Source organism: Pseudomonas sp. TE3644 (assembly GCF_056278815.1).
The window spans coordinates 1,227,427-1,245,653 of the sequence record NZ_JBWBQF010000001.1 but is presented as its reverse complement, the minus strand read 5'-3'; the positions used below and the strand labels follow the sequence as shown (position 1 = coordinate 1,245,653).

The 18,227-nt window shown below is 64.6% G+C and carries 17 protein-coding genes; 7 read left to right on the top strand and 10 right to left on the bottom strand.

Features of this window, described 5'->3' with window-relative positions:
- Nucleotides 1–82 precede the first annotated feature (82 nt).
- The gene (locus ACZ9GA_RS05640; protein WP_457356691.1) at nt 83–556 is read right to left on the bottom strand and encodes a hypothetical protein; all 474 of its coding nucleotides are present in this window, start codon (nt 554–556) and stop codon (nt 83–85) included.
- 234 nt (nt 557–790) lie between these two features.
- Between ACZ9GA_RS05640 and ACZ9GA_RS05635 the strand changes: the two genes are divergently transcribed.
- Genes ACZ9GA_RS05635 through ACZ9GA_RS05625 form a run of 3 tightly spaced genes read left to right on the top strand, consistent with a single transcriptional unit; the run spans nt 791 to nt 3,511 of the window.
- On the top strand, nt 791–1,474 hold the full coding sequence (locus ACZ9GA_RS05635; protein WP_027981497.1) for a response regulator transcription factor: 684 nt from the start codon (nt 791–793) through the stop codon (nt 1,472–1,474).
- A complete protein-coding gene (locus tag ACZ9GA_RS05630) occupies nt 1,452–2,843 on the top strand; it encodes a sensor histidine kinase (protein ID WP_457356692.1) in 1,392 nt (463 codons plus the stop codon). The genes ACZ9GA_RS05635 and ACZ9GA_RS05630 overlap by 23 nt, the downstream gene beginning before the upstream one ends.
- Nucleotides 2,844–2,848: 5 nt before the next feature.
- The gene (locus ACZ9GA_RS05625) at nt 2,849–3,511 is read left to right on the top strand and encodes a response regulator transcription factor (protein WP_457356693.1); all 663 of its coding nucleotides are present in this window, start codon (nt 2,849–2,851) and stop codon (nt 3,509–3,511) included.
- Nucleotides 3,512–3,691: 180 nt separating this feature from the next.
- On the opposite strand, the gene ACZ9GA_RS05620 is transcribed toward ACZ9GA_RS05625, so the two are convergent.
- The 3 genes from ACZ9GA_RS05620 to galB are packed head-to-tail and all read right to left on the bottom strand — an operon-like array spanning nt 3,692 to nt 6,205.
- Nucleotides 3,692–4,750 (bottom strand): 4-oxalomesaconate tautomerase, encoded by a 1,059-nt coding sequence (locus tag ACZ9GA_RS05620; protein ID WP_457356694.1) that lies wholly within the window; start codon nt 4,748–4,750, stop codon nt 3,692–3,694.
- A 4-nt stretch (nt 4,751–4,754) separates the two neighbouring features.
- On the bottom strand, nt 4,755–5,468 hold the full coding sequence (locus ACZ9GA_RS05615; protein WP_457356695.1) for a 4-carboxy-4-hydroxy-2-oxoadipate aldolase/oxaloacetate decarboxylase: 714 nt from the start codon (nt 5,466–5,468) through the stop codon (nt 4,755–4,757).
- The gene (galB, locus tag ACZ9GA_RS05610; protein WP_457356696.1) at nt 5,465–6,205 is read right to left on the bottom strand and encodes a 4-oxalmesaconate hydratase; all 741 of its coding nucleotides are present in this window, start codon (nt 6,203–6,205) and stop codon (nt 5,465–5,467) included. Before galB ends, ACZ9GA_RS05615 begins: the two co-directional genes overlap by 4 nt.
- Nucleotides 6,206–6,313: 108 nt before the next feature.
- Between galB and ACZ9GA_RS05605 the strand changes: the two genes are divergently transcribed.
- On the top strand, nt 6,314–7,525 hold the full coding sequence (locus ACZ9GA_RS05605) for a LysR family transcriptional regulator (protein ID WP_457356697.1): 1,212 nt from the start codon (nt 6,314–6,316) through the stop codon (nt 7,523–7,525).
- On the opposite strand, the gene ACZ9GA_RS05600 is transcribed toward ACZ9GA_RS05605, so the two are convergent.
- Nucleotides 7,501–8,757 carry a gallate dioxygenase gene (locus ACZ9GA_RS05600; RefSeq protein ID WP_457356698.1) on the bottom strand — a complete coding sequence of 419 codons (1,257 nt, stop codon included), beginning with the start codon at nt 8,755–8,757 and terminating at the stop codon, nt 7,501–7,503. The genes ACZ9GA_RS05605 and ACZ9GA_RS05600 overlap by 25 nt on opposite strands.
- 267 nt (nt 8,758–9,024) lie before the next feature.
- Here ACZ9GA_RS05600 and ACZ9GA_RS05595 point away from each other — a divergent pair, with 267 nt between their 5' ends.
- Entirely contained in the window at nt 9,025–10,215 is a 1,191-nt protein-coding gene (locus ACZ9GA_RS05595; RefSeq protein ID WP_457356699.1) for an MFS transporter, read from the top strand.
- Between the two features lie 102 nt (nt 10,216–10,317).
- On the opposite strand, the gene ACZ9GA_RS05590 is transcribed toward ACZ9GA_RS05595, so the two are convergent.
- Both ACZ9GA_RS05590 and ACZ9GA_RS05585 read right to left on the bottom strand, forming a co-directional pair.
- A complete protein-coding gene (locus tag ACZ9GA_RS05590) occupies nt 10,318–11,277 on the bottom strand; it encodes a quinone oxidoreductase family protein (protein WP_457356700.1) in 960 nt (319 codons plus the stop codon).
- Between the two features lie 157 nt (nt 11,278–11,434).
- Complete coding sequence (locus ACZ9GA_RS05585) at nt 11,435–12,220, bottom strand: AraC family transcriptional regulator (RefSeq protein WP_457356701.1); 786 nt, start codon at nt 12,218–12,220, stop codon at nt 11,435–11,437.
- A gap of 310 nt (nt 12,221–12,530) precedes the next feature.
- Here ACZ9GA_RS05585 and ACZ9GA_RS05580 point away from each other — a divergent pair, with 310 nt between their 5' ends.
- The gene (locus ACZ9GA_RS05580; RefSeq protein ID WP_457363572.1) at nt 12,531–13,796 is read left to right on the top strand and encodes an MFS transporter; all 1,266 of its coding nucleotides are present in this window, start codon (nt 12,531–12,533) and stop codon (nt 13,794–13,796) included.
- Nucleotides 13,797–13,906: 110 nt separating this feature from the next.
- On the opposite strand, the gene ACZ9GA_RS05575 is transcribed toward ACZ9GA_RS05580, so the two are convergent.
- Nucleotides 13,907–14,809 (bottom strand): LysR family transcriptional regulator, encoded by a 903-nt coding sequence (locus ACZ9GA_RS05575; protein ID WP_457356702.1) that lies wholly within the window; start codon nt 14,807–14,809, stop codon nt 13,907–13,909.
- Nucleotides 14,810–14,906: 97 nt separating this feature from the next.
- Between ACZ9GA_RS05575 and ACZ9GA_RS05570 the strand changes: the two genes are divergently transcribed.
- The gene (locus ACZ9GA_RS05570; protein ID WP_457356703.1) at nt 14,907–16,100 is read left to right on the top strand and encodes an acetylornithine transaminase; all 1,194 of its coding nucleotides are present in this window, start codon (nt 14,907–14,909) and stop codon (nt 16,098–16,100) included.
- Here the strand turns inward: ACZ9GA_RS05570 and ACZ9GA_RS05565 are convergent.
- Nucleotides 16,089–16,466 (bottom strand): response regulator, encoded by a 378-nt coding sequence (locus tag ACZ9GA_RS05565; protein ID WP_457356704.1) that lies wholly within the window; start codon nt 16,464–16,466, stop codon nt 16,089–16,091. The two genes, ACZ9GA_RS05570 and ACZ9GA_RS05565, sit on opposite strands and share 12 nt — an antisense overlap.
- A gap of 21 nt (nt 16,467–16,487) precedes the next feature.
- Nucleotides 16,488–17,933 (bottom strand): ATPase domain-containing protein, encoded by a 1,446-nt coding sequence (locus ACZ9GA_RS05560; RefSeq protein WP_457363573.1) that lies wholly within the window; start codon nt 17,931–17,933, stop codon nt 16,488–16,490.
- Nucleotides 17,934–18,227: the final 294 nt, after the last annotated feature.

The window sequence follows — 18,227 nt, the reverse complement described above, 5'->3', positions numbered from 1 at the left end:
GAAACACTCCAGAGTCCGGGTTTTGCTGATTCAGCTAAGCCTAGCCCATAAGTGCGCGCGCACGAATACTGGCCCCCAAACATCATGCGGTGGTGTTGATGGTGGAGCCGGTGGTGCTGCTGCCCTCGTCGGTGAGGGCTTGCGCCAGCTCGGCGCTCAGCGACGAGATTTGCGCCGACGTCGACGAAACCTGTGCCTGGGCGGCGGCCACCGCTGTAGCCTTGGCGGTCTCATCCTTGATTTGCTGGGCTTTCTGCACCGCCTGCTGCTGAGCTTGCAGCTCTTTCTGCAGTTCGGCGATCTGCTTCTGCAGCTCGGTCACGGTGGTGCTGCTGGAGCTGGAGCTGCTGTCGCTGCTGCTACCGCTGCCGCCACCGCCACCTGCGGCGGACGCGCCGCTGGCCGAACTGGTGGAGGTGGTGGACGTAGTGCCGGTAGCGGTGCTGTCGGTGCTAGTGGTGGTGTCGTCGGTGCTGGCGGTGGTTGCCGCAGTCGACTTGGTCGACGTGGTGGTCGGCAGGTGCAGTCCTGACGAGATGTTGCTGATGGTGGACATGACGAAATTCCTTTAAGGGAAGATGGTTCATGTGTCATCGACTGACCACTCTTCAGCTTTAGAAATATCGTGTAACACCTGGGATACCTCGGCGATACATCCCCGCACACCGCTGAAAGCGTTGATTTAGAGCCTTCTGTGGCGAAGCTCCATAGATGAAATAATCTTCAGCAAGGCGACAGGTAAAACTCGGCACAATGTGCCCTCAACAGCCGAAATCCCAGGTACAACACCATGACACGCGTTTTGACCATCGAAGACGATGCCGTGACAGCCAAGGAAATCGTGGCCGAACTGAGCAGCCACGGCCTTGAAGTGGATTGGGTCGATAACGGCCGCGAAGGCCTGGTCAAGGCCGTCAGCGGCAACTATGACGTTATCACCCTGGACCGCATGCTGCCTGAGCTTGACGGCCTGGCCATCGTCACCACCCTGCGCACCATTGGTGTGTCCACCCCGATCCTGATGATCAGCGCCCTGTCCGATGTGGACGAGCGTGTGCGCGGCCTGCGCGCCGGCGGTGACGACTACCTCACCAAACCTTTCGCGTCCGATGAAATGGCCGCCCGCGTCGAAGTGCTGCTGCGCCGCAAAAGCACCGTGGCCGACGTCGACACCACCCTCAAGGTCGCCGACCTCGAACTGGACCTGATCACCCGCGAAGCCCGCCGTGGCGAACAGGCGCTGAACCTGCTGCCTACCGAGTACAAGCTGCTCGAATTCCTGATGCGCAATGCCGGGCAGATCCTGACCCGCATGATGATCTTCGAGGAAGTCTGGGGCTACCACTTCGACCCGGGTACCAACCTGATCGACGTGCACATCGGCCGCCTGCGCAAAAAGATCGATCCGCCGGGCGCCATCGCGCTGATCAAGACCGTTCGGGGCTCGGGCTATGTCATTGCCGAACCCCTCTAAGGGCTGGCGCTCGTCCAGCAGCCGCCTGCTGGCGCTGTATAGCTTTCTCTTCGTGGCCTGGAGCAGCATCCTGATGGGTGTGCTCTATTACGAAGTGTCGGACTACCTGAACAGCCTGTCGCGCCACTCGTTGATGCAGCGCCAGCACCTGTTCTCGCGCTTCAGCGGCCAGGCCCTGGACGACGCCCTGTCGGCCAGCGAGACCTTCGACAACCGCGCCTACGACGCCTACGGGCTGTTCGATGCGCAGTTGCGCCCGCTGGGCGGTGACATCAAGGAAATACCCAAGGGCGTGGCCCTGGACGGCAACATCTACGAACTGGATGACTGCATCGACTCCGATGACCCCAAGCTGCCCCAGCAAGGCTGCGACGCCGTGGCCATGGCCACCCAGGACGGCCGCTGGCTGGTGCTGGTGCGCGACAACGGCTCGCTGTTCGCGGTGACGCGGATCATTCTGCACGCGCTGCTGTGGGGCATCTCGCTGACCATCATCCCCGGGGCTGCGGGCTGGCATTTGCTGCGCAGGCGGCCGATACGACGGATTCGCGCCATTCAGGACAGCGCCGACGCCATTGTCGCCGGCGACCTGACCCAGCGCCTGCCGCTGTCCAACCGGCGTGACGAACTGGACATGCTGGCCGCCATCGTCAACGCCATGCTCGACCGTATCGAACGGCTGATGATGGAGGTCAAGGGTGTGTGCGACAACATCGCCCACGACCTGCGCACGCCGCTGACGCGCCTGCGGGCCCAGTTGTACCGCATTCAGCAGCAGGCCGGGGTCGACTCCGAGCACGCCCTGCAACTGGATGGCGTGATTGCCGAAACCGACACGCTGATGGCGCGCTTCCGCGGCCTGCTGCGCATTTCCGAATTGGAGGACCATCAGCGTCGCTCCGGCTTCGTGGAATTCGATCCGCTGCCGTTGCTGCACGAGCTGCACGACTTCTATCTGCCGCTGGCCGAAGAAGGCGAATTGCGCCTGGAGCTTGATTCACCGCAGGTGCTGCCCAGCCTCAATGGCGACCGTGCACTGCTGTTCGAGGCCATCGGCAACCTGCTGAGCAACTCGATCAAGTTCACCCCGCCCGGTGGCGTGGTGATACTGCGGGCGCGCAATGAACTGGACAGCACCTGCATCGAAGTGCAGGACTCGGGGCCGGGCATTCCCCAGGATGAGCGCGAGGCGGTGTTCCAGCGTTTCTACCGCTGTGACGACGACAACACCCAACCCGGTTTCGGTCTGGGCCTGTCCATCGTCGCCGCCATCGTCAACCTGCACGGGTTCACCCTGGAAGTGGGCAACAGTCAACAGGGCGGTGCCAGCCTGGCACTGCATTGCCGTCAAAGCAAAGCGCGAGTGTGATCCACATGAATCTGCTCTATATCGCCGATATTCGGGACGAACAGCTGCTGCGCGGCTTTGCTGACAGCGGCCAACGGGTGGTCGAGGCCAAGCCTCACGAAGCCGACTGGGCCCTGGCCGACAGCAATTACGGCTTCATCCTGCTGGACCTGCAGCACGCGCAGCCCGAGCTGCTGGAGCGTTGCCTGGCGCGCAAGCGCAAGTCGCGCATCCTCGTGCTGCTGACCGAAGACAACGGCCCGGCGCGGGTGGCCGCCCTGCGCGCCGGCGCCGAGCTGTGCCTGACCAAGCCGGTGCTGTTCATCGAACTGCAGGCGCGCATGCACGCCCTGCTGCGCGACCACCTGAGCCCCGCGGTGGACGCCGAGGCCGGCCTGTGGCTGTCCACCACGCGCCTGCTGCTGGGCCGCGGCCCGCATCAGCAGCCGCTGACGGTCAGCGAACAGCGCTTGCTGGCCATCCTGGCAAAGCGTCCCGGCGCGGTGAGTCGCGAGCTGATTGAAGAGCAGCTATGGGGCGCAGCCCATGACTCACGCAGCGCCCTGATCGAGCGACACATCTGCAACCTGCGCCGCAAATTGGCCAGGCTCGATGCACCCAATGCGCTGCAGACGCTGCGCGGGTTCGGGTATAGCTTGCGGGAGACGGTGCATGTGCGGACTGATTGAGATCAAGGGCGGGCGGCGCTCGCACCGATAAGCCACACCTGCGACCTGTAGCCGCTGCCGCCAGGCTGCGCTGGCCCTCAGCCTCGCTGAAAATCTGCAGCGTGCACGCAGGCCAGCGCAGCCTGGCGGCAGCGGCTACAGGTCGATGGTGGTATGCCGGTCTGTGGGATGGGTTCGGCCTCAGCCGATACACACCTTTCCATCAAACAACAACCGCGCCGTGCGCACCAAGCCGCAACTCACCACCTTGCCATTATCGGTATGCACCGCCACGGTGAACTCCCCCGTGGGATGCTCCACCGCCAAGCGCTTGTGCGCACCCTCGGGCACCACGGCCAGGTCGCTGGCCACCGAGCCTGGGTACAGGCACGCGGTGGCAACGCTGACCGCACCAAACACACCGATGGAAGCGTGGCACTTGTGCGGGATGAAGCTGCGGCTGCTGATGGCCCCGCCCTGCTGCGGCGCGGCCACCAGGCACATTTTCGGCACGGTGCGGGCGCTGACGTCGCCCAGCTTCATGGCCGGCCCGGCCTGCAGGCGGATCGACTCCAGGCGCGCCTTGAGTTCGCTGTCGGCGTCCAGGTCGGCGCGGCTTTCGTAGCCCGTGCGACCCAGGTCGGCGGCGCGGATCAGCACCACCGGCATGCCGTTGTCGATGCAGGTCACGGCCACGCCGTCGAACTCATCGGCGACGTGGCCGGTGGGGAACAGCGCACCGCAACTGGAGCCGGCAATGTCATCGAACTCGATGACCATCGCCGCTGCCGTACCGGGCACGCCGTCGATACGCGTGTCACCGGCGTAGGCCACTTCCCCGCCCGGGGTTTGCACCTGGGCGGTGGCGGTCTGGCCGGTGTTTTCCATGAAGATGCGCACGGCGGTGACATCACCGGTGGCTTTTACCAGCCCGCGCTCAAGGGCGAACGGGCCGACACCGGCGAGGATGTTGCCGCAGTTCTGGCCGTAGTCCACCCGCGGTTCGTCCACCACCACCTGGGCAAACAGGTAGTCCACGTCCACGCCGGGGCGCGTCGAGGGCTTGATGATGGCCACCTTGCTGGTCAGCGAGTCGCCCCCGCCGATGCCGTCGATCTGCCGGGCGTCGGGCGAGCCCATGGCCGCCAACAGCAGGCGGTCGCGGACCTCGCCGTCTTCGGGCAGGTCGCTGGCCAGGAAGTAGGCACCCTTGGAGGTGCCGCCACGGATCATCAAGCAGGGAATACGACGCTGGGCCACGGTATCAGTCCTCCAGTTCGCTGACGTCGTCCACGTAGCGCAGGCCCTTCTCGGCCAGGCGTGGGCGCATGTTGTAGATGTCCAGGCCCAGCTCGCCGCTGGCCAAACGCAGGCGTTTGCTTTCTTCCAGATCAGCGCGCTTGCGGGCGGCCTCCACCACGGTGTGCAGCTCGTCGCGGCGCACTACCACCACGCCGTCGTCGTCGGCCAGCACCACGTCGCCGGGGTTGACCAGTTGGCCGGCGCAAATCACCGGGATGTTCACCGAGCCCAGGGTTTCCTTGATGGTGCCCTGGGCGTGAACCGCCTTGGACCATACGTGGAAGCCCATCTCGCGCAGGGTGTGGGTGTCACGCACGCCGGCTTCCAGGATCAGGCCGCGTACGCCACGCGCTTGCAGCGAGGTGGCCAGCAGGTCGCCGAAATAGCCATCGGTGCACGGTGAGCTGGGGGCAACCACCAGGATGTCACCGGCCTTGCACTGCTCGACCGCGACGTGAAACATCCAGTTGTCGCCCGGTGCTACCAGCACGGTGACCGCCGAGCCACTGATGGCCACGCCTTGCTGGATGGGGCGCATGAACGGCGCCAGCAGGCCCTTGCGGCCCTGGGCTTCGTGCACGGTGGCCACGCCGTACTGGCGCAGCTCGTCGATCAGGGCACTGTCGGCACGCTGAATATTGCGTACCACCACTCCGGTTTTTCCGACCAGGCTCATCCCAGATTCTCCGTTACGCGTGGGAAGATGCTTTGATAGCCCTCGCCGTAGATGATGTCTTTCTTCGCGGTGATGCCGATGTTGCGTTTGGCTTGCACGCCACGTTGCAGGGCCACGCGGGTGTAGTACTCCCACAGGTGTTCCTGGCCGGCCATGCACTGGATGGCGGCGTATTTCTGGTCCCAGACCTCGGTGATGTCCAGCAGCACGTCCGGCTTCCAGTCGCATTGTTCTGGCTGGTGCGGTTCGAAGCTGTACACCGGCGGCGCGCCGACGATTTTCTCGCCCGGCTTGTAGCCTTCGGCCTGGGCAATGATGCGCGCTTCCTGGGCCAGGTGGGTGGCCAGGGGATGGTCGTAGTTGTACGGGTCTTTCAGCGAGTGGCTGAGGACGAATTCAGGCTGTACGCGGCGGAACACGTCGGCCAGGCGGAACAGGGTGTCGGTGTCGGCGCGCATCGGGTAGTCGCCGATGTCGAAGAACTCGACGGTAGCGCCCAGCACTTCGGCAGCGGCTTCAGCTTCCTGGCGACGACCGGCCTTGACGATCTCTTCGGTCATGCCCGGGCCTTTGCGCCACATTTTGGCCGATTCGCCACGCTCACCGAAGGACAGGCAGACAATGTGCACGTCGTAACCTTGCTTGGCGTGCAGGGCGATGGCACCGCCGGCGCGCCAGACGAAGTCGGCGGAGTGGGCGCTGACCACCAGGGCGGTCTTGTTGGTATTGGCAGACATGGTGGACTCCAGTGGGGTTGCAGTGACTTCATCCTGTCACGCGACCTTGGCGGGGAATATTGCATTCAGTTAGTCTAGGTATACTTTTTGTTTATCGGGGCGCCTGCCATGCTCGCTGAATTGCCAAACCTGCTACAGATCCGCGCCTTTGTGCGGGTGGCCGAGCATGGCAGCATTTCCCGCGCCTCCACGCTGATGTACCGCGCCCAATCAGTGGTGACCCGGGCCATTCGCGACCTGGAAATACGCCTGGATGTGCCGCTGTTCGAACGTCACGCCAGTGGCATGCTGCTGACCGACCAGGGCAAGCGCGTGCTGGCCCGGGCCAGGCGCACCCTGGCAGAACTGGAAAGCGTGCCGGCGCTGCTGGGCAACGTCGCCGGCCATGCTGCCGAGCCGCTGTACCTGCTCAACGCACGGCGCCTGGAGCTGTTCATCGCCCTGTGCCAGACGCGCCACATGCAAACCGTGGCCAGCCTCTATGGCCTGACCCAGCCCGCCGTCAGCGCGGCACTGAAGGTGCTGGAAGGCGGCAGCGGTTGCCTGCTGTTCGAGCGCTCGTCACGGGGCCTGCAACCCACCCGCGCGGCCAGCGAGATCCTTGCACCACTGCGCCGTGCGCTTAACGAACTACGCCATATCGAGGCGGACCTGGCGGCGTTGCGCGGCTCGCTGCAAGGCACCGTCAACGTCGGCGCCCTGCCCCTGGGGCGCAGCCGCCTGCTGCCCGCCGCCATCGTTGCACTGACCGCCGCCCACCCGGCCGTGCGCGTGGCCACCAACGAAAGCCCGTTCGAATTGCTGGCGTCGGAGTTACGTGCCGGGGATGTGGACTTTGTGTTTGGCGCGTTGCGCCCGGCGGACTTCGCCAGCGACCTGCACGGTGAGGCGCTGCTGACCGAAGCCATGGTGCTGCTGGCGCGCCGCGATCATCCGCTGCAAGGCCAGCCGATCACACCGGCCGACTTGCAAAGCATGCGCTGGGTATTGCCGCGTGCCGGCAGCCCGGCCCGTGGCTTGCTTAACGGTCAGTTCGCCGCCTGGGGCATCGATGCGCCGCTACCGGTGGTGGAAAGCGCGGACCTGGCGATCATCCGCGGCCTGCTGCTGGGCTCGGACATGATCGCCGCTGTGTCGGCCCACCAACTGGGCCACGAGATCGACAGCGGCGAGTTGCAACCGCTGAAGCTTGAGCTGCCGCTGACTGAACGCCCCATCGGCCTGACCTACCGCGCCGCCGGTTTGCATGCACCGGCGGCCCAGGCGTTGATGGAGCAGATTCGCGCGGCAGTGGCTCAGCGCTTGCCGGCCACCGAGTAGAGGACCTGCTGGTTGCGGGTTTTCTGGAACTCTTCCAGCGACAGGCCGCGGAACGCCGAGTAGATGTGCAGGTTGGACACCCCCACCACAGCGCCCAGCTTCTCCAGCAGGAAGAAGATCACGCCGTACTGCAACAGCCCCAGCCAGTCGCGGCGGCGCACCAGATCGCGCTCTTCGTCGCTCAGGCCGGCCTCTTCGAACAGCGCCTCGGTGTCGCCCAGGAAGCGTTCGCGGTAAGCGGGCACGATCAACTGGTGCAGGAACTTGTTCAGGCGGTAGCCCTTGTGGCTGCGCTCCAGGGTGAACGGGTAGGTGCCGGGCAGGTTTTCCACACCCTTGAGCTGGTAATCCATGTGTTCACGGTGACGCGCCAGCACGTCCACCGGCACTTCGCGCGCCTGGTTTTCCAACACCAGGGTGGCGATGCCGGTCATCGACGGCAGGTAGTAGCCCTGATGACGCTTGATGACGTTGGACGACAGCGCGCCGCGCATGATCAGCCAGGTGATCACTTCCGAGCCTTCCATGCCGCCCAGTTCGGCGTATTCGGCCAGAGTGATCTCGGTCAGTTGCTGCGGGTCGTTGACCAGCAGGTCGAGGAACTGCGCGTCCCACTCCGGGTTGTTGAAGCCGCAGCGCTCGCCATGCACCTGGTGCGACACGCCACCGGTGGCGACCACGGCCACCTTGATGTCCTCGGGGAAGCTCTCGATGGCGCGGCGCAGGGCCTGGCCCAGCTTGTAGCAGCGCTTGGCGGTGGGGATCGGGAATTGCAGCACGCCCACATGCAGGGGCACCACTTGCACCGGCCACTGGGTGTCGAACGGCATCAGCGCCGACATGGGCGAGAACAGGCCGTGGTCCACCGGCTTGTCGCGGAAGAACGACATGTCGAATTCATCGGCCATCAGGCTGCGGCCGATGTGCCGCGACAGTTCGGCGTGGCCACCGATGGGCGGAATGGCGCGCACACCGCCGCCCTCGTCGGCCACGGCGTATTGCTCATCCACGCCCAGGCAGAAGGCCGAGTAGTGGTCGAAGAAGAACGAGGTCACATGGTCATTGAAGATGTAGAACAGCACATCGGGCTTGTTCTCTTCGAGCCACGCCTTGATCGGTTCGAAGTCCTTGAAAATCGGTGCCCAAGCCGCCTCTTGCTGCTTGTTGTGGTCTACGGCAAAACCGATGGTAGGCGTGTGGGAAACGGCGAGACCGCCAATGATGCGCGCCATGCAAACCTCTGCTCGCTAATGAAATTCTTGTGATGAGGCAGGCTAACCCAGGGCGTGGCCAGCGTCGTCTGTGTAATGGTTATAGAGGGGTCGTTTTTGTTTATCGCTGGCATACAGTCGCCCATGGCCTTAGCCTAGCTGGCATGATTTACCCTGTAGCCGCTGCCGCAGGCTGCGCTGGCCCTGTCCCTCACTGAATATCTTCAGCGTATACAGGGGCCAGCGCAGCCTGTCGGCAGCGGCTACATTCTTTGACAGAGTCCGCCAATGACCAGCCTGACCGAGCCTTTGCCCCCGCAGCACCCCACCATGACCCGCGCCATGGTGGCGCTGTTCGCCTTTTGCTGCGGCGCCATCGTCGCCAATATCTACTACGCCCAGCCGATCATCGAGCTGATCGCCCCCGACATCGGCCTGTCGGCCCACGGCGCCAGCCTGATCGTGTCGCTGACGCAGATCGGCTATGCCGCCGGCATTTTCTTCCTGGTGCCCCTGGCTGACCTGCTGGAAAACCGCAAGCTGATGCTGGCCACCACCCTGTTGGCCGTGGTCAGCCTGATCGGCGCGGCGCTGAGCCACCAGCCCAGCGTGTTCCTGATCGTCTCGCTGCTGATCGGCTTCAGTTCGGTGTCGGTGCAGATGCTGATCCCCCTGGCCGCGCACATGGCCGACGAATCCTCACGCGGGCGCGTGGTGGGCAGCATCATGGGCGGGCTGCTGGTGGGCATCCTGCTGGCGCGGCCGCTGGCCAGCGTCATCGCCGACCACTTTGGCTGGCGCGCGGTGTTCTACGTGGCGGCGGTGGTGATGGTGGCGATCACACTGGTGATGGCCCGTACCATCCCGCATCGCCAGCCCGATCACAGCGCCAGCTACGGCCAGTTGCTGGCTTCGCTGGGCACCTTGGTGCGCCGTCACGCGCTGCTGCGTCAGCGTTCGTTTTATCAGGCGATGATGTTTGCCACGTTCAGCCTGTTCTGGACCGCCGTGCCGCTGGAGCTGTCGCGGGTGCATGGGCTGACGCAAAGCCAGATCGCCATTTTTGCCCTGGTGGGTGCCATCGGTGCCATTGCCGCGCCCATCGCCGGACGCCTGGCCGATGCCGGTCATACCCGGCGCGCCTCGCTGGTGGCCATGGTGTTGGCGCCGCTGAGTTTTACCACTTCGTTGCTGTTACCGGGCTACAGCGTCATCGCCTTGGCCCTGACCGGTGTGCTGTTGGACTTTGCCGTGCAGATGAACATGGTGCTGGGCCAACGGATTATCTACAGCCTGGATGCCAGCAGCCGGGCGCGGTTGAATGCGCTGTACGTGACCAGCATTTTTGTTGGCGGTGCGGTGGGGTCGGCGATTGCCAGCAGCTTGTATGAGGCGGGGGGTTGGGGCTTGATCCTGAAGGTGGGCTGCGCGATTCCACTGCTGGCGCTGATGGCGTATCTACTGAATTCACGCCGATAACTGTAGCCGCTGCCGCAGGCTGCGCTGGCCTTGTGCCTCGCTGGGATTTCCAGTGTATGTGAGGGCCAGCGCAGCCTGGCGGCAGCGGCTACAGGGTAAGGGTCAAGGCACCAGGATGACCTTCTGGCTGCTGCCGGCGTTGACGTCGGCATAGGCCGCCAGGCCTTCGGCCAACGGCACTTCCACAAGGTCCACCGGCAGCGGCAAGGTGCCGTTGTCGAAGTGACGCCCGAACTGCTCCAGCATGCGCGCGCACGCCGCGCAGTTGTACAGCAGGCTGTTCACCCCCACCAGCGAACCGCCCTTGCGGTACAGCCCCAGCGCCGAGAACTCCACCAGGCCGTTGACCGGCGCGGCGATGATGGCGATGCGGCCGAAGGTGGCCAGCGCCGTCACGGCCGCCGGCAGCCAGAAGCCCGTGGTGTCGAAGACCACTTCGGCGCCGCCGGGGAACACGGCCTCAACTTGGGCAGCCAGGGTGTCGGCCTGGTCCAGCAGAATCACTTCATACCCCTGCGCCTTCAAGGCTTTGGCCTGTTCGGGGCGGCGCACCGCAGCCAGTACCTCGGCGCCACGCACACGGGCCAGGGCCAAGGCAGCGGTGCCCACCGCGCCATTGGCGCCCAGCACCAGGAAGCGCGTGCCCTGCTTCACCTGACTGCGCTCAACGGCATCCCAGGCCGTGGTGTAGGGCACGCCCAGGCTGGCGGCCTGGGTGAAGCTCAATTGCTGGGGTTTTAGCGCCACGCCGTCGGCCGGCACGGTCAGGTACTGGGCGTGGCTGCCGTTGTGCTTGAAGCCCAGGTCGCTGCCGGTGCCCCACACGGCCTGGCCCAGCAGGTGCTGCGGGCCTTCGATCACGACGCCGGCGAAATCGCGGCCTGGCACCCGTGGCAACGTGGTGTAGGGAAAGCGGCCCAGCACGTTCTTGACGTCGCTGGGGTTCAGGCCGGCGGCTTTCACTTCGACCAGCACCTGGCCGGCGGTAGGCACCGGGGTGGGCAGGTCGACTACCTGCAGGTGGGCCAGGTCGCCGGTGCGGTTGAATTGCAGCGCTTTCATGGGGGACTCCGTCGGGATGATGGCGGGCAGTCTATGGCCGGTTGGCTAGGGGTTCCGGTCAAGTAGTTCATCCTGTCGGCCATCCTTCGCCTGTCAGGGCCAGCGCAGCCTGTCGGCAGCGGCTACCGTAGCCGCTGCCGACAGGCTGCGCTGGCCATCATGTACGATGAAAGTCCTCAGCGAGCACAAACTGCGAAGGCGCCACGCCCAGCGCGCGCTTGAACATGTCGCTGAAGCTGCTCGGCGAATAGCCCAGGCTGCGGGCGATGGCGCTGACCGGCACGCCCTGGATCAACTCGGCGGCAGCGGTAGCCAACTGCACCTGCCGCCGCCATTCGGCGAAGCCCATGCCCAGGCTGGCCTGGAACAACCGCGACAGGGTACGCACGCTGGCCCCCGCCTGGTCGGCGTGCTGCTCAAAGGGAATCGTCAGCGACGGCTGCGCCATCACCGCCTGGCACAGGTTCATCAAGCGCCGATCGGAGGCCGCCGGCATCGGCACGCGCAGGGCGCTGCGGCCGGCCTTGTGCAGTTCCAGCACGGCCAGTTGCGCCAGCGCCTGGTAATACTCGCCCTGGCGGTCCTGCTGGTGGGCCACCAGGGTCAGGATCAGTTCGCGCAGCAGGCTGCCCACTTCCAGCACCTGCACCTGAGTGTCGAGGGTGGCGGCAATGGCCGGGCGCAGGTAGATATTGCGCATCTGCAGGTCGCTGACCACGCGGATGCCATGGGGCACGCCCGGCGGCAGCCATACGGCCCGTTGGGGCGGCACCACCAGCGCCTCGGTCGGTGTTTCGACCCACATCACCCCGCTGACCGCGTACAGCAACTGCCCCCACGCGTGCTGATGAGGCTCCACGAACAGCCCGCGCGGATAGGTGCGCGCCAGCGGTTGGAGAGGAATGTCGAGGTTGCTCAGGTCTGGTGGGGCGGCGATGGCCATGGTGTGTGCAGCGCGGCAGGTGACGATCGCACAGGGTAACCATCCCCTCCGCCGGCCGCCAGTAGCGCTTGGCCGGATGGCCTGGCAGATGAAAAATTCTTAACCTTTACAGGTATATAGTGCGACAGCCCGACGCAGAGCGTTTTAGCGACCGATCATCGAACTGGTTCGTACATTTTGTCTTGACCCTGTCCAAGGCCTTCAATAGCCTGCCCGCAACAACTACAAAGACGAGAATCACCCCATGCCTGATAACCATTCGGGTGCAGTGACGATCGCCGCCGCGACTCGTTCCGCTGCTGCCTCTGCCGTGCGCCCCAGCCGTGCCCGCTTTGTCATTCTGACCTTGCTGGCGGTTGGTACCATCATCAATTACCTGGACCGCAGCATCCTCGGGATCGCCGCGCCCACCATGACCACCGAACTGGGCATCGACCCGGCGCTGATGGGCGTGATGTTTTCTGCCTTCGCCTGGAGCTACGTGCTGGCCCAGGTACCCGGTGGCGCCCTGCTCGATCGCTTCGGCAGTGGCAAGACCTACTTCGTCGCCGCCAGCGCCTGGTCGCTGACCACCCTGCTGCATGGCCTGGTCTCCGGGTTCGCCTCGCTGATCGGCCTGCGCCTGCTGCTGGGCGTGAGTGAAGCCACCTGCTTCCCCACCAACAGCCGCGTGGTGGCCACCTGGTTCCCGCAACAGGAACGCGCCCGCGCCACCAGCATCTACACGGTGGGCGAGTACATCGGCCTGGCCTTCTTGAGCCCCCTGCTGTTTGTGCTGCTGGCGCATTACGGCTGGCGCTCGCTGTTCGTGCTGACCGGCATCATCGGCCTGGTGTTCGCCGTGGTGTGGAAACTGCGCTACCGCGAGCCTCACGAGTGCACCAAGGTGAACCAGGCCGAGCTGGATTACATCGAAGCCGGTGGTGGCCTGGCGCCCAAGGAAGAAAAGAAGACCCCGTTCTCGTGGAAAAGCCTGCGCACATTGCTGGGTTACCGGCAGATCTGGGGTGCCTGCCTGGGCCAGTTCGCCGGCAACTCGACGCTGGTGTTCTTCCTGACCTGGTTCCCCACCTACCTGTCCACCGAGCGCCACATGGGCTGGATGAAGATGGGCTTCTTTGCCGTGCTGCCGTTCATTGCTGCCGGTTGCGGCGTGATGCTGGGCGGCTGGTTCTCCGACCGCCTGATCCAGCGCACCGGCAATGCCAGCCTGGGCCGCAAACTGCCGATCATCGCTGGCCTGCTGATGGCCAGCTGCATCGTGGCGGCCAACTATGTGCAGAGTGACCAGGCGGTGATCGCCATCCTGTCGCTGGCATTCTTTGGCCAGGGCATGGTGGGCTTGGGCTGGACGGTGATCTCCGATATCGCACCGAAGAAGCTGATTGGCTTGAGCGCCGGTGTGTTCAACCTGGTGACCGGTTTGGCGGGTATCAGCACGCCGCTGGTGATTGGTTTTATCGTGTCCAGCAGTGGCTCGTTCGTCGGCGCGCTGTGGTTTATTGGTGCGGTGGCGTTGGCCGGGGCGTTGGCTTATCTGCTGTTGCTGGGTGAGGTGAAACGCCTGGAAGTGTGAAGTCCACACCACCCACGTAGCCGCTGCCGCCAGGCTGCGCTGGCCCTGATATACACTGCAGATCTTCGGTGTGGGTAAGGGCCAGCGCAGCCTGCGGCAGCGGCTACAGGTCAGCGCCCCATCTCGCCCACGATGTAGTCGACAAAACTGCGCAACTTGGGCGAGCGATAGCGCTCCTGCGGATACACCAGGTGCATCGGCCGTACCGGCAGATGCCACTGCGGCAACAACGGCACCAGCCGCCCATCCTGCAATTCCTCGCGCACCAGCGCGTCCGGCAACATCGCAATCCCCAGCCCCGACAACGCCGCCCGCTTGAGCGCCGGCGCACTGTTGACGGCGATGCGGCCGCTGACGTCCACGCTCACTTCGCCATCGGCCCCGGTCAAGCGCCAGTGCTTCTGCGTCCAGCGCCATTCGGTGCCGGCCGGGTACGCGAACGCCAGGCAGTCATGCCGGGCCAGCGCCTGCACGTCCGTCGGCGTGCCGCGGGCTGCCAGGTAGGCAGGCGCCGCACACAGGGTCAGCCCATAGTCGTACAACGGCCGCGCCACCAGGCTGGAGTTCTCCAGGGTGCCCAGGCGGATGGCGGCGTCGAAACCCTCCTCCACCAGGTCCACCAGCCGGTCGGTCAATACCACGTCGAGTTTCACCGCCGGGTTCGCCGCCAGGTATCCGGTCAGGCACGGCATCAGGCACTCGGCGCCGAAGGTGGGCGGCGCGGTCACGCGCAAGGTGCCGTGGGGCACGGCCTGCACTTCTTCGGCCAATTGCTCGGCGGCGCTGACCTGGCCGAGGATGTCCAGGCAGCGCTGGTAATACGCGCTGCCGAATTCGGTCAGGCTCTGCCGCCGCGTGGTACGGCGCAGCAGGCTCACGCCCAACCGCTGCTCCAGCGCCCGCAGATGGTTGCCCACCATGGTAGTGGAAATGCCGCACGCTTCGGCGGCAGCGGTCATGCTACCGCCCTCCACCACCTGGACGAATACGCCCATGGCCTGAAACAGGTCCATTAACCACTCCTGCTTGATAGTCCTATCAGTGTAGAGCCGTTTATCCCACAGTGCTGGATAAACATACTGAGGACGCCCAACACAGGAGACGGCGCCCATGACTGCTTTGCCCAGTACCCCACCCAGCCTGATGAACAACTACCAGCCGCTGCCGATCAGTTTCGTGCGTGGCGAAGGCTGCCGCCTGTGGGACAGCGAAGGCCGCGAATACCTGGACGCCCTGGCCGGCGTGGCAGTGACCTCGGTGGGCCACAGCCACCCGCGCATCGTCGAAGCCATTCGCGAGCAGGCCGGGATGCTGCTGCACACCTCCAACCTGTACCGCATCGACTGGCAGGTGCGCCTGGCGCAACAGCTGACGGTGCTGGCCGGGATGGACCGCGCGTTCTTCTGCAATTCCGGCGCCGAGGCCAACGAAACCGCGCTGAAACTGGCGCGCCTGCACGCCCAGCGCAAGGGCATCCGCCAGCCGCTGGTGGTGGTGATGGAGAACAGTTTTCACGGCCGTACCTTCGCCACCCTGTCAGCCAGTGACAGCCCCAGTTGCCAGGCGGGTTTCGCGCCGCTGATGGACGGATTCATCAAAGTGCCGTTCGGCGATGTACTGGCGTTGCAGGCGCTGGCGCAAAGCCATGGGCAACGCATCACCGCCGTACTGGTAGAACCGGTGCAAGGCGAAAGCGGCGTACAGGTGGCGCCCCGCGGTTACCTCAAGGCCCTGCGCGAGCTGTGCGATGCCCAGCAGTGGCTGTTGATGCTTGACGAAATCCAGACCGGCCTGGGCCGCACCGGCCGCTGGTTCGCAGGCCAGCATGAAAGCGTGGTACCTGACGTGATGACCCTGGCCAAGGCCTTGGGCAACGGCGTGCCGATCGGCGCCTGCCTGGCTGCGGGGCCCGCCGCCGAACTGTTCGGCCCCGGCAGCCACGGCAGCACCTTTGGCGGCAACCCGCTGGCGTGCAGGGTGGCGTGTACGGTGCTGGAGATCATCGAGCAGGAAGGGCTGGTGGCCAATGCCCAACGGCAGGGTCAGTTGTTGCTGGAGGGGTTGCGTACAGCCTTGAAGGACCACCCGCAGGTGTCGGCCGTACGGGGGCACGGGCTCATGATCGGCATTGATCTGCGCCAGCCGGGCCGTCATCTGGCAGAGCTGGCGGCCCGTGAACATCGGCTGCTGATCAATATCGCCCGCGGTCAGACCATTCGCTTGCTGCCGCCGCTGACACTGGGCGACGCAGACCGCGAGGCGATTGTTGAACGGGTAATGGCGTTGCTGGATTCAGTGAGGTGAATTGTCGGACGGGCCGATCAGTTCACGCACCTTGGCCACCACATCGTCGATCTTGAACGGTTTGTCGAACACAGCAGCGAACAGTGCCGGGGTGGCGCGGCCGATGCTGCCCTGGGCGCCGCTCATCAGCAGGATGGGTAAGTGCTTGTGCAAGGGATGCTCGCGAATCTTGCGGGCCATCTCCAGCCCATCCATCACCGGCATCATGAAGTCGGTGATCACCAGCGCCGGACGCTCGCGCTCAAGCACCTCCAGCCCCTTGCGGCCGTTGGCTGCCTTGACGACCTCATAGCCCTCATCCTCGAACGCCAGTTCGAGAATGTTGGCAATCATGAATTCGTCGTCGACGATCAGGATGGTGCTCATGTCAGCTCGATCCGGGCGTCTTCAAGGCTTGCTGACCGCCGAGGCGCTACCGGATAACACTGCCTCTGCATGCTTGAAGGCCTTTTTGAGATCGATGCCGTGTTCGTCGATGACCAGTTCCAACAGCGAAGGATCATAAACGCTGTCCCTTACTTTAAGGATGGACAGCAGGCGTTTAAGTTCAGCTTCATATTCGACAAAGCGCAGCAGCAGGATGTTGTCGACGATGCTGGACAGGTCCGGGGTGGGCGAGGCTATCTCGGGGCCGAACAGGCCTCGGATTTCCCAGGTCACGAACACGGTGACGCCACGGGCACGCAACTCGCTCATCAGCGCGCTGAAGAACTCGGTCAGGCGCCCCTGGCTGGTGGCGCAGCGGGTCATGCCGCCCAGGCTGTCGATCAGCACGCGCTTGATGCGGTGCTGGTCCACCAGCTTGAGCAGGCGTGCGCCCAGGCCGTCCACCAACCCTTCGGTGGTAGGTTGCCAGGCCACGAACAGCGCGCCGGCATCTTGCATGGACTGGAAGTCGTAGCCCAGCGCCTTGGCCTTGATGCCCAGGCGCTGGGGCGATTCGTAGAAGCCGAAATGCAGCGCTGGCTCCACGTGGGTGCCGGCGCCGAGGAAGTGAATACCCAGCGAGGTCTTGCCGATGCCCGAAGGGCCCATGGCCAGGGTCACCGAGGAACGCGGCAGGCCGCCACCGATCAGTTTGTCCAGCGCCGGCACGCCGCTGGGCAGCCGGGTGAGGTCGGCATCGTCGGGGCGCGACGGGTGGCTGTAGAGGCTTTCCAGCCGTGGGTACACCACCAGCCCGTCGTCGGTGATCTCGCATTCGTGCAGCCCGGACAGCGCGCCGCTGCCGCGGGTCTTGCGCAACTGGATGCGGCGTACCGAACGGGTGCCGAACAGCTCTTCACCCAGTTCGATGACGCCATCGACCATGGTGTGCTCGGGGCTGCCATCGTCCAGGCGCGAACTGGTGAGGAACAGCACGGTGCAGCCGGCGAACGCGGCGTGGCCCTGCAATTCGGAAATGAATTTTTTCGTGTCGATCTGCGACTCGGCCTTGGAGCGCGCGTTGAGCAGGCCGTCGACGATCAGCACTGTGGCTTTCTGCCGGCTGATCTCGCGACGCAGTAGCTTGACCACTTCGTCCAGGCCGTCGTTTTCCAGCGTGTCGAACGCGCTGACGAACTGGATCTCGTTGCCGATGCGGCTGGCGTCGAAGAAGCTCAGGGTGGACAGGTACTGGAAGAGTCGCTCGTGGGACTCGGCCAGCAAGGTCGCCACCAGCACGCGGCCGCCGTTGCGCACATGGTTGAAGCCCAGCTGGTTGGCCAGGATGGTCTTGCCCGACCCCGGTCGCCCCTGGACGATGTAGGACGAACCTGCGACCAGCCCGCCCTTCAATAGAAGGTCGAGCCCTTCAATACCGCTTTCAAGGCGTTTTAGCTGTTCCAAGATCCGGCCTGCCTTTGTGAATAATCGCCGAGATAGAGCCCTGTGCGAGCACAGCGCTCAATCTCTTGAAGAATAAGGAATTCTATACCGCTTCGATGAAGATGTTGGCACTTTTCTCCGTAGCCGCTGCCGTCAGGCTGCGCTGGCAAGCGTTAACCCTGGAGATCCTCAGCGAACCACAAGGCCAGCGCAGCCTGGCGGCAGCGGCTACGCAAACGTTTGACCATCGACGGGGTCAATCGCGCTATCGAAACAAGCGATTAGACGTGCAGGCCTCTAGCCATTAGCTTTTGCGCC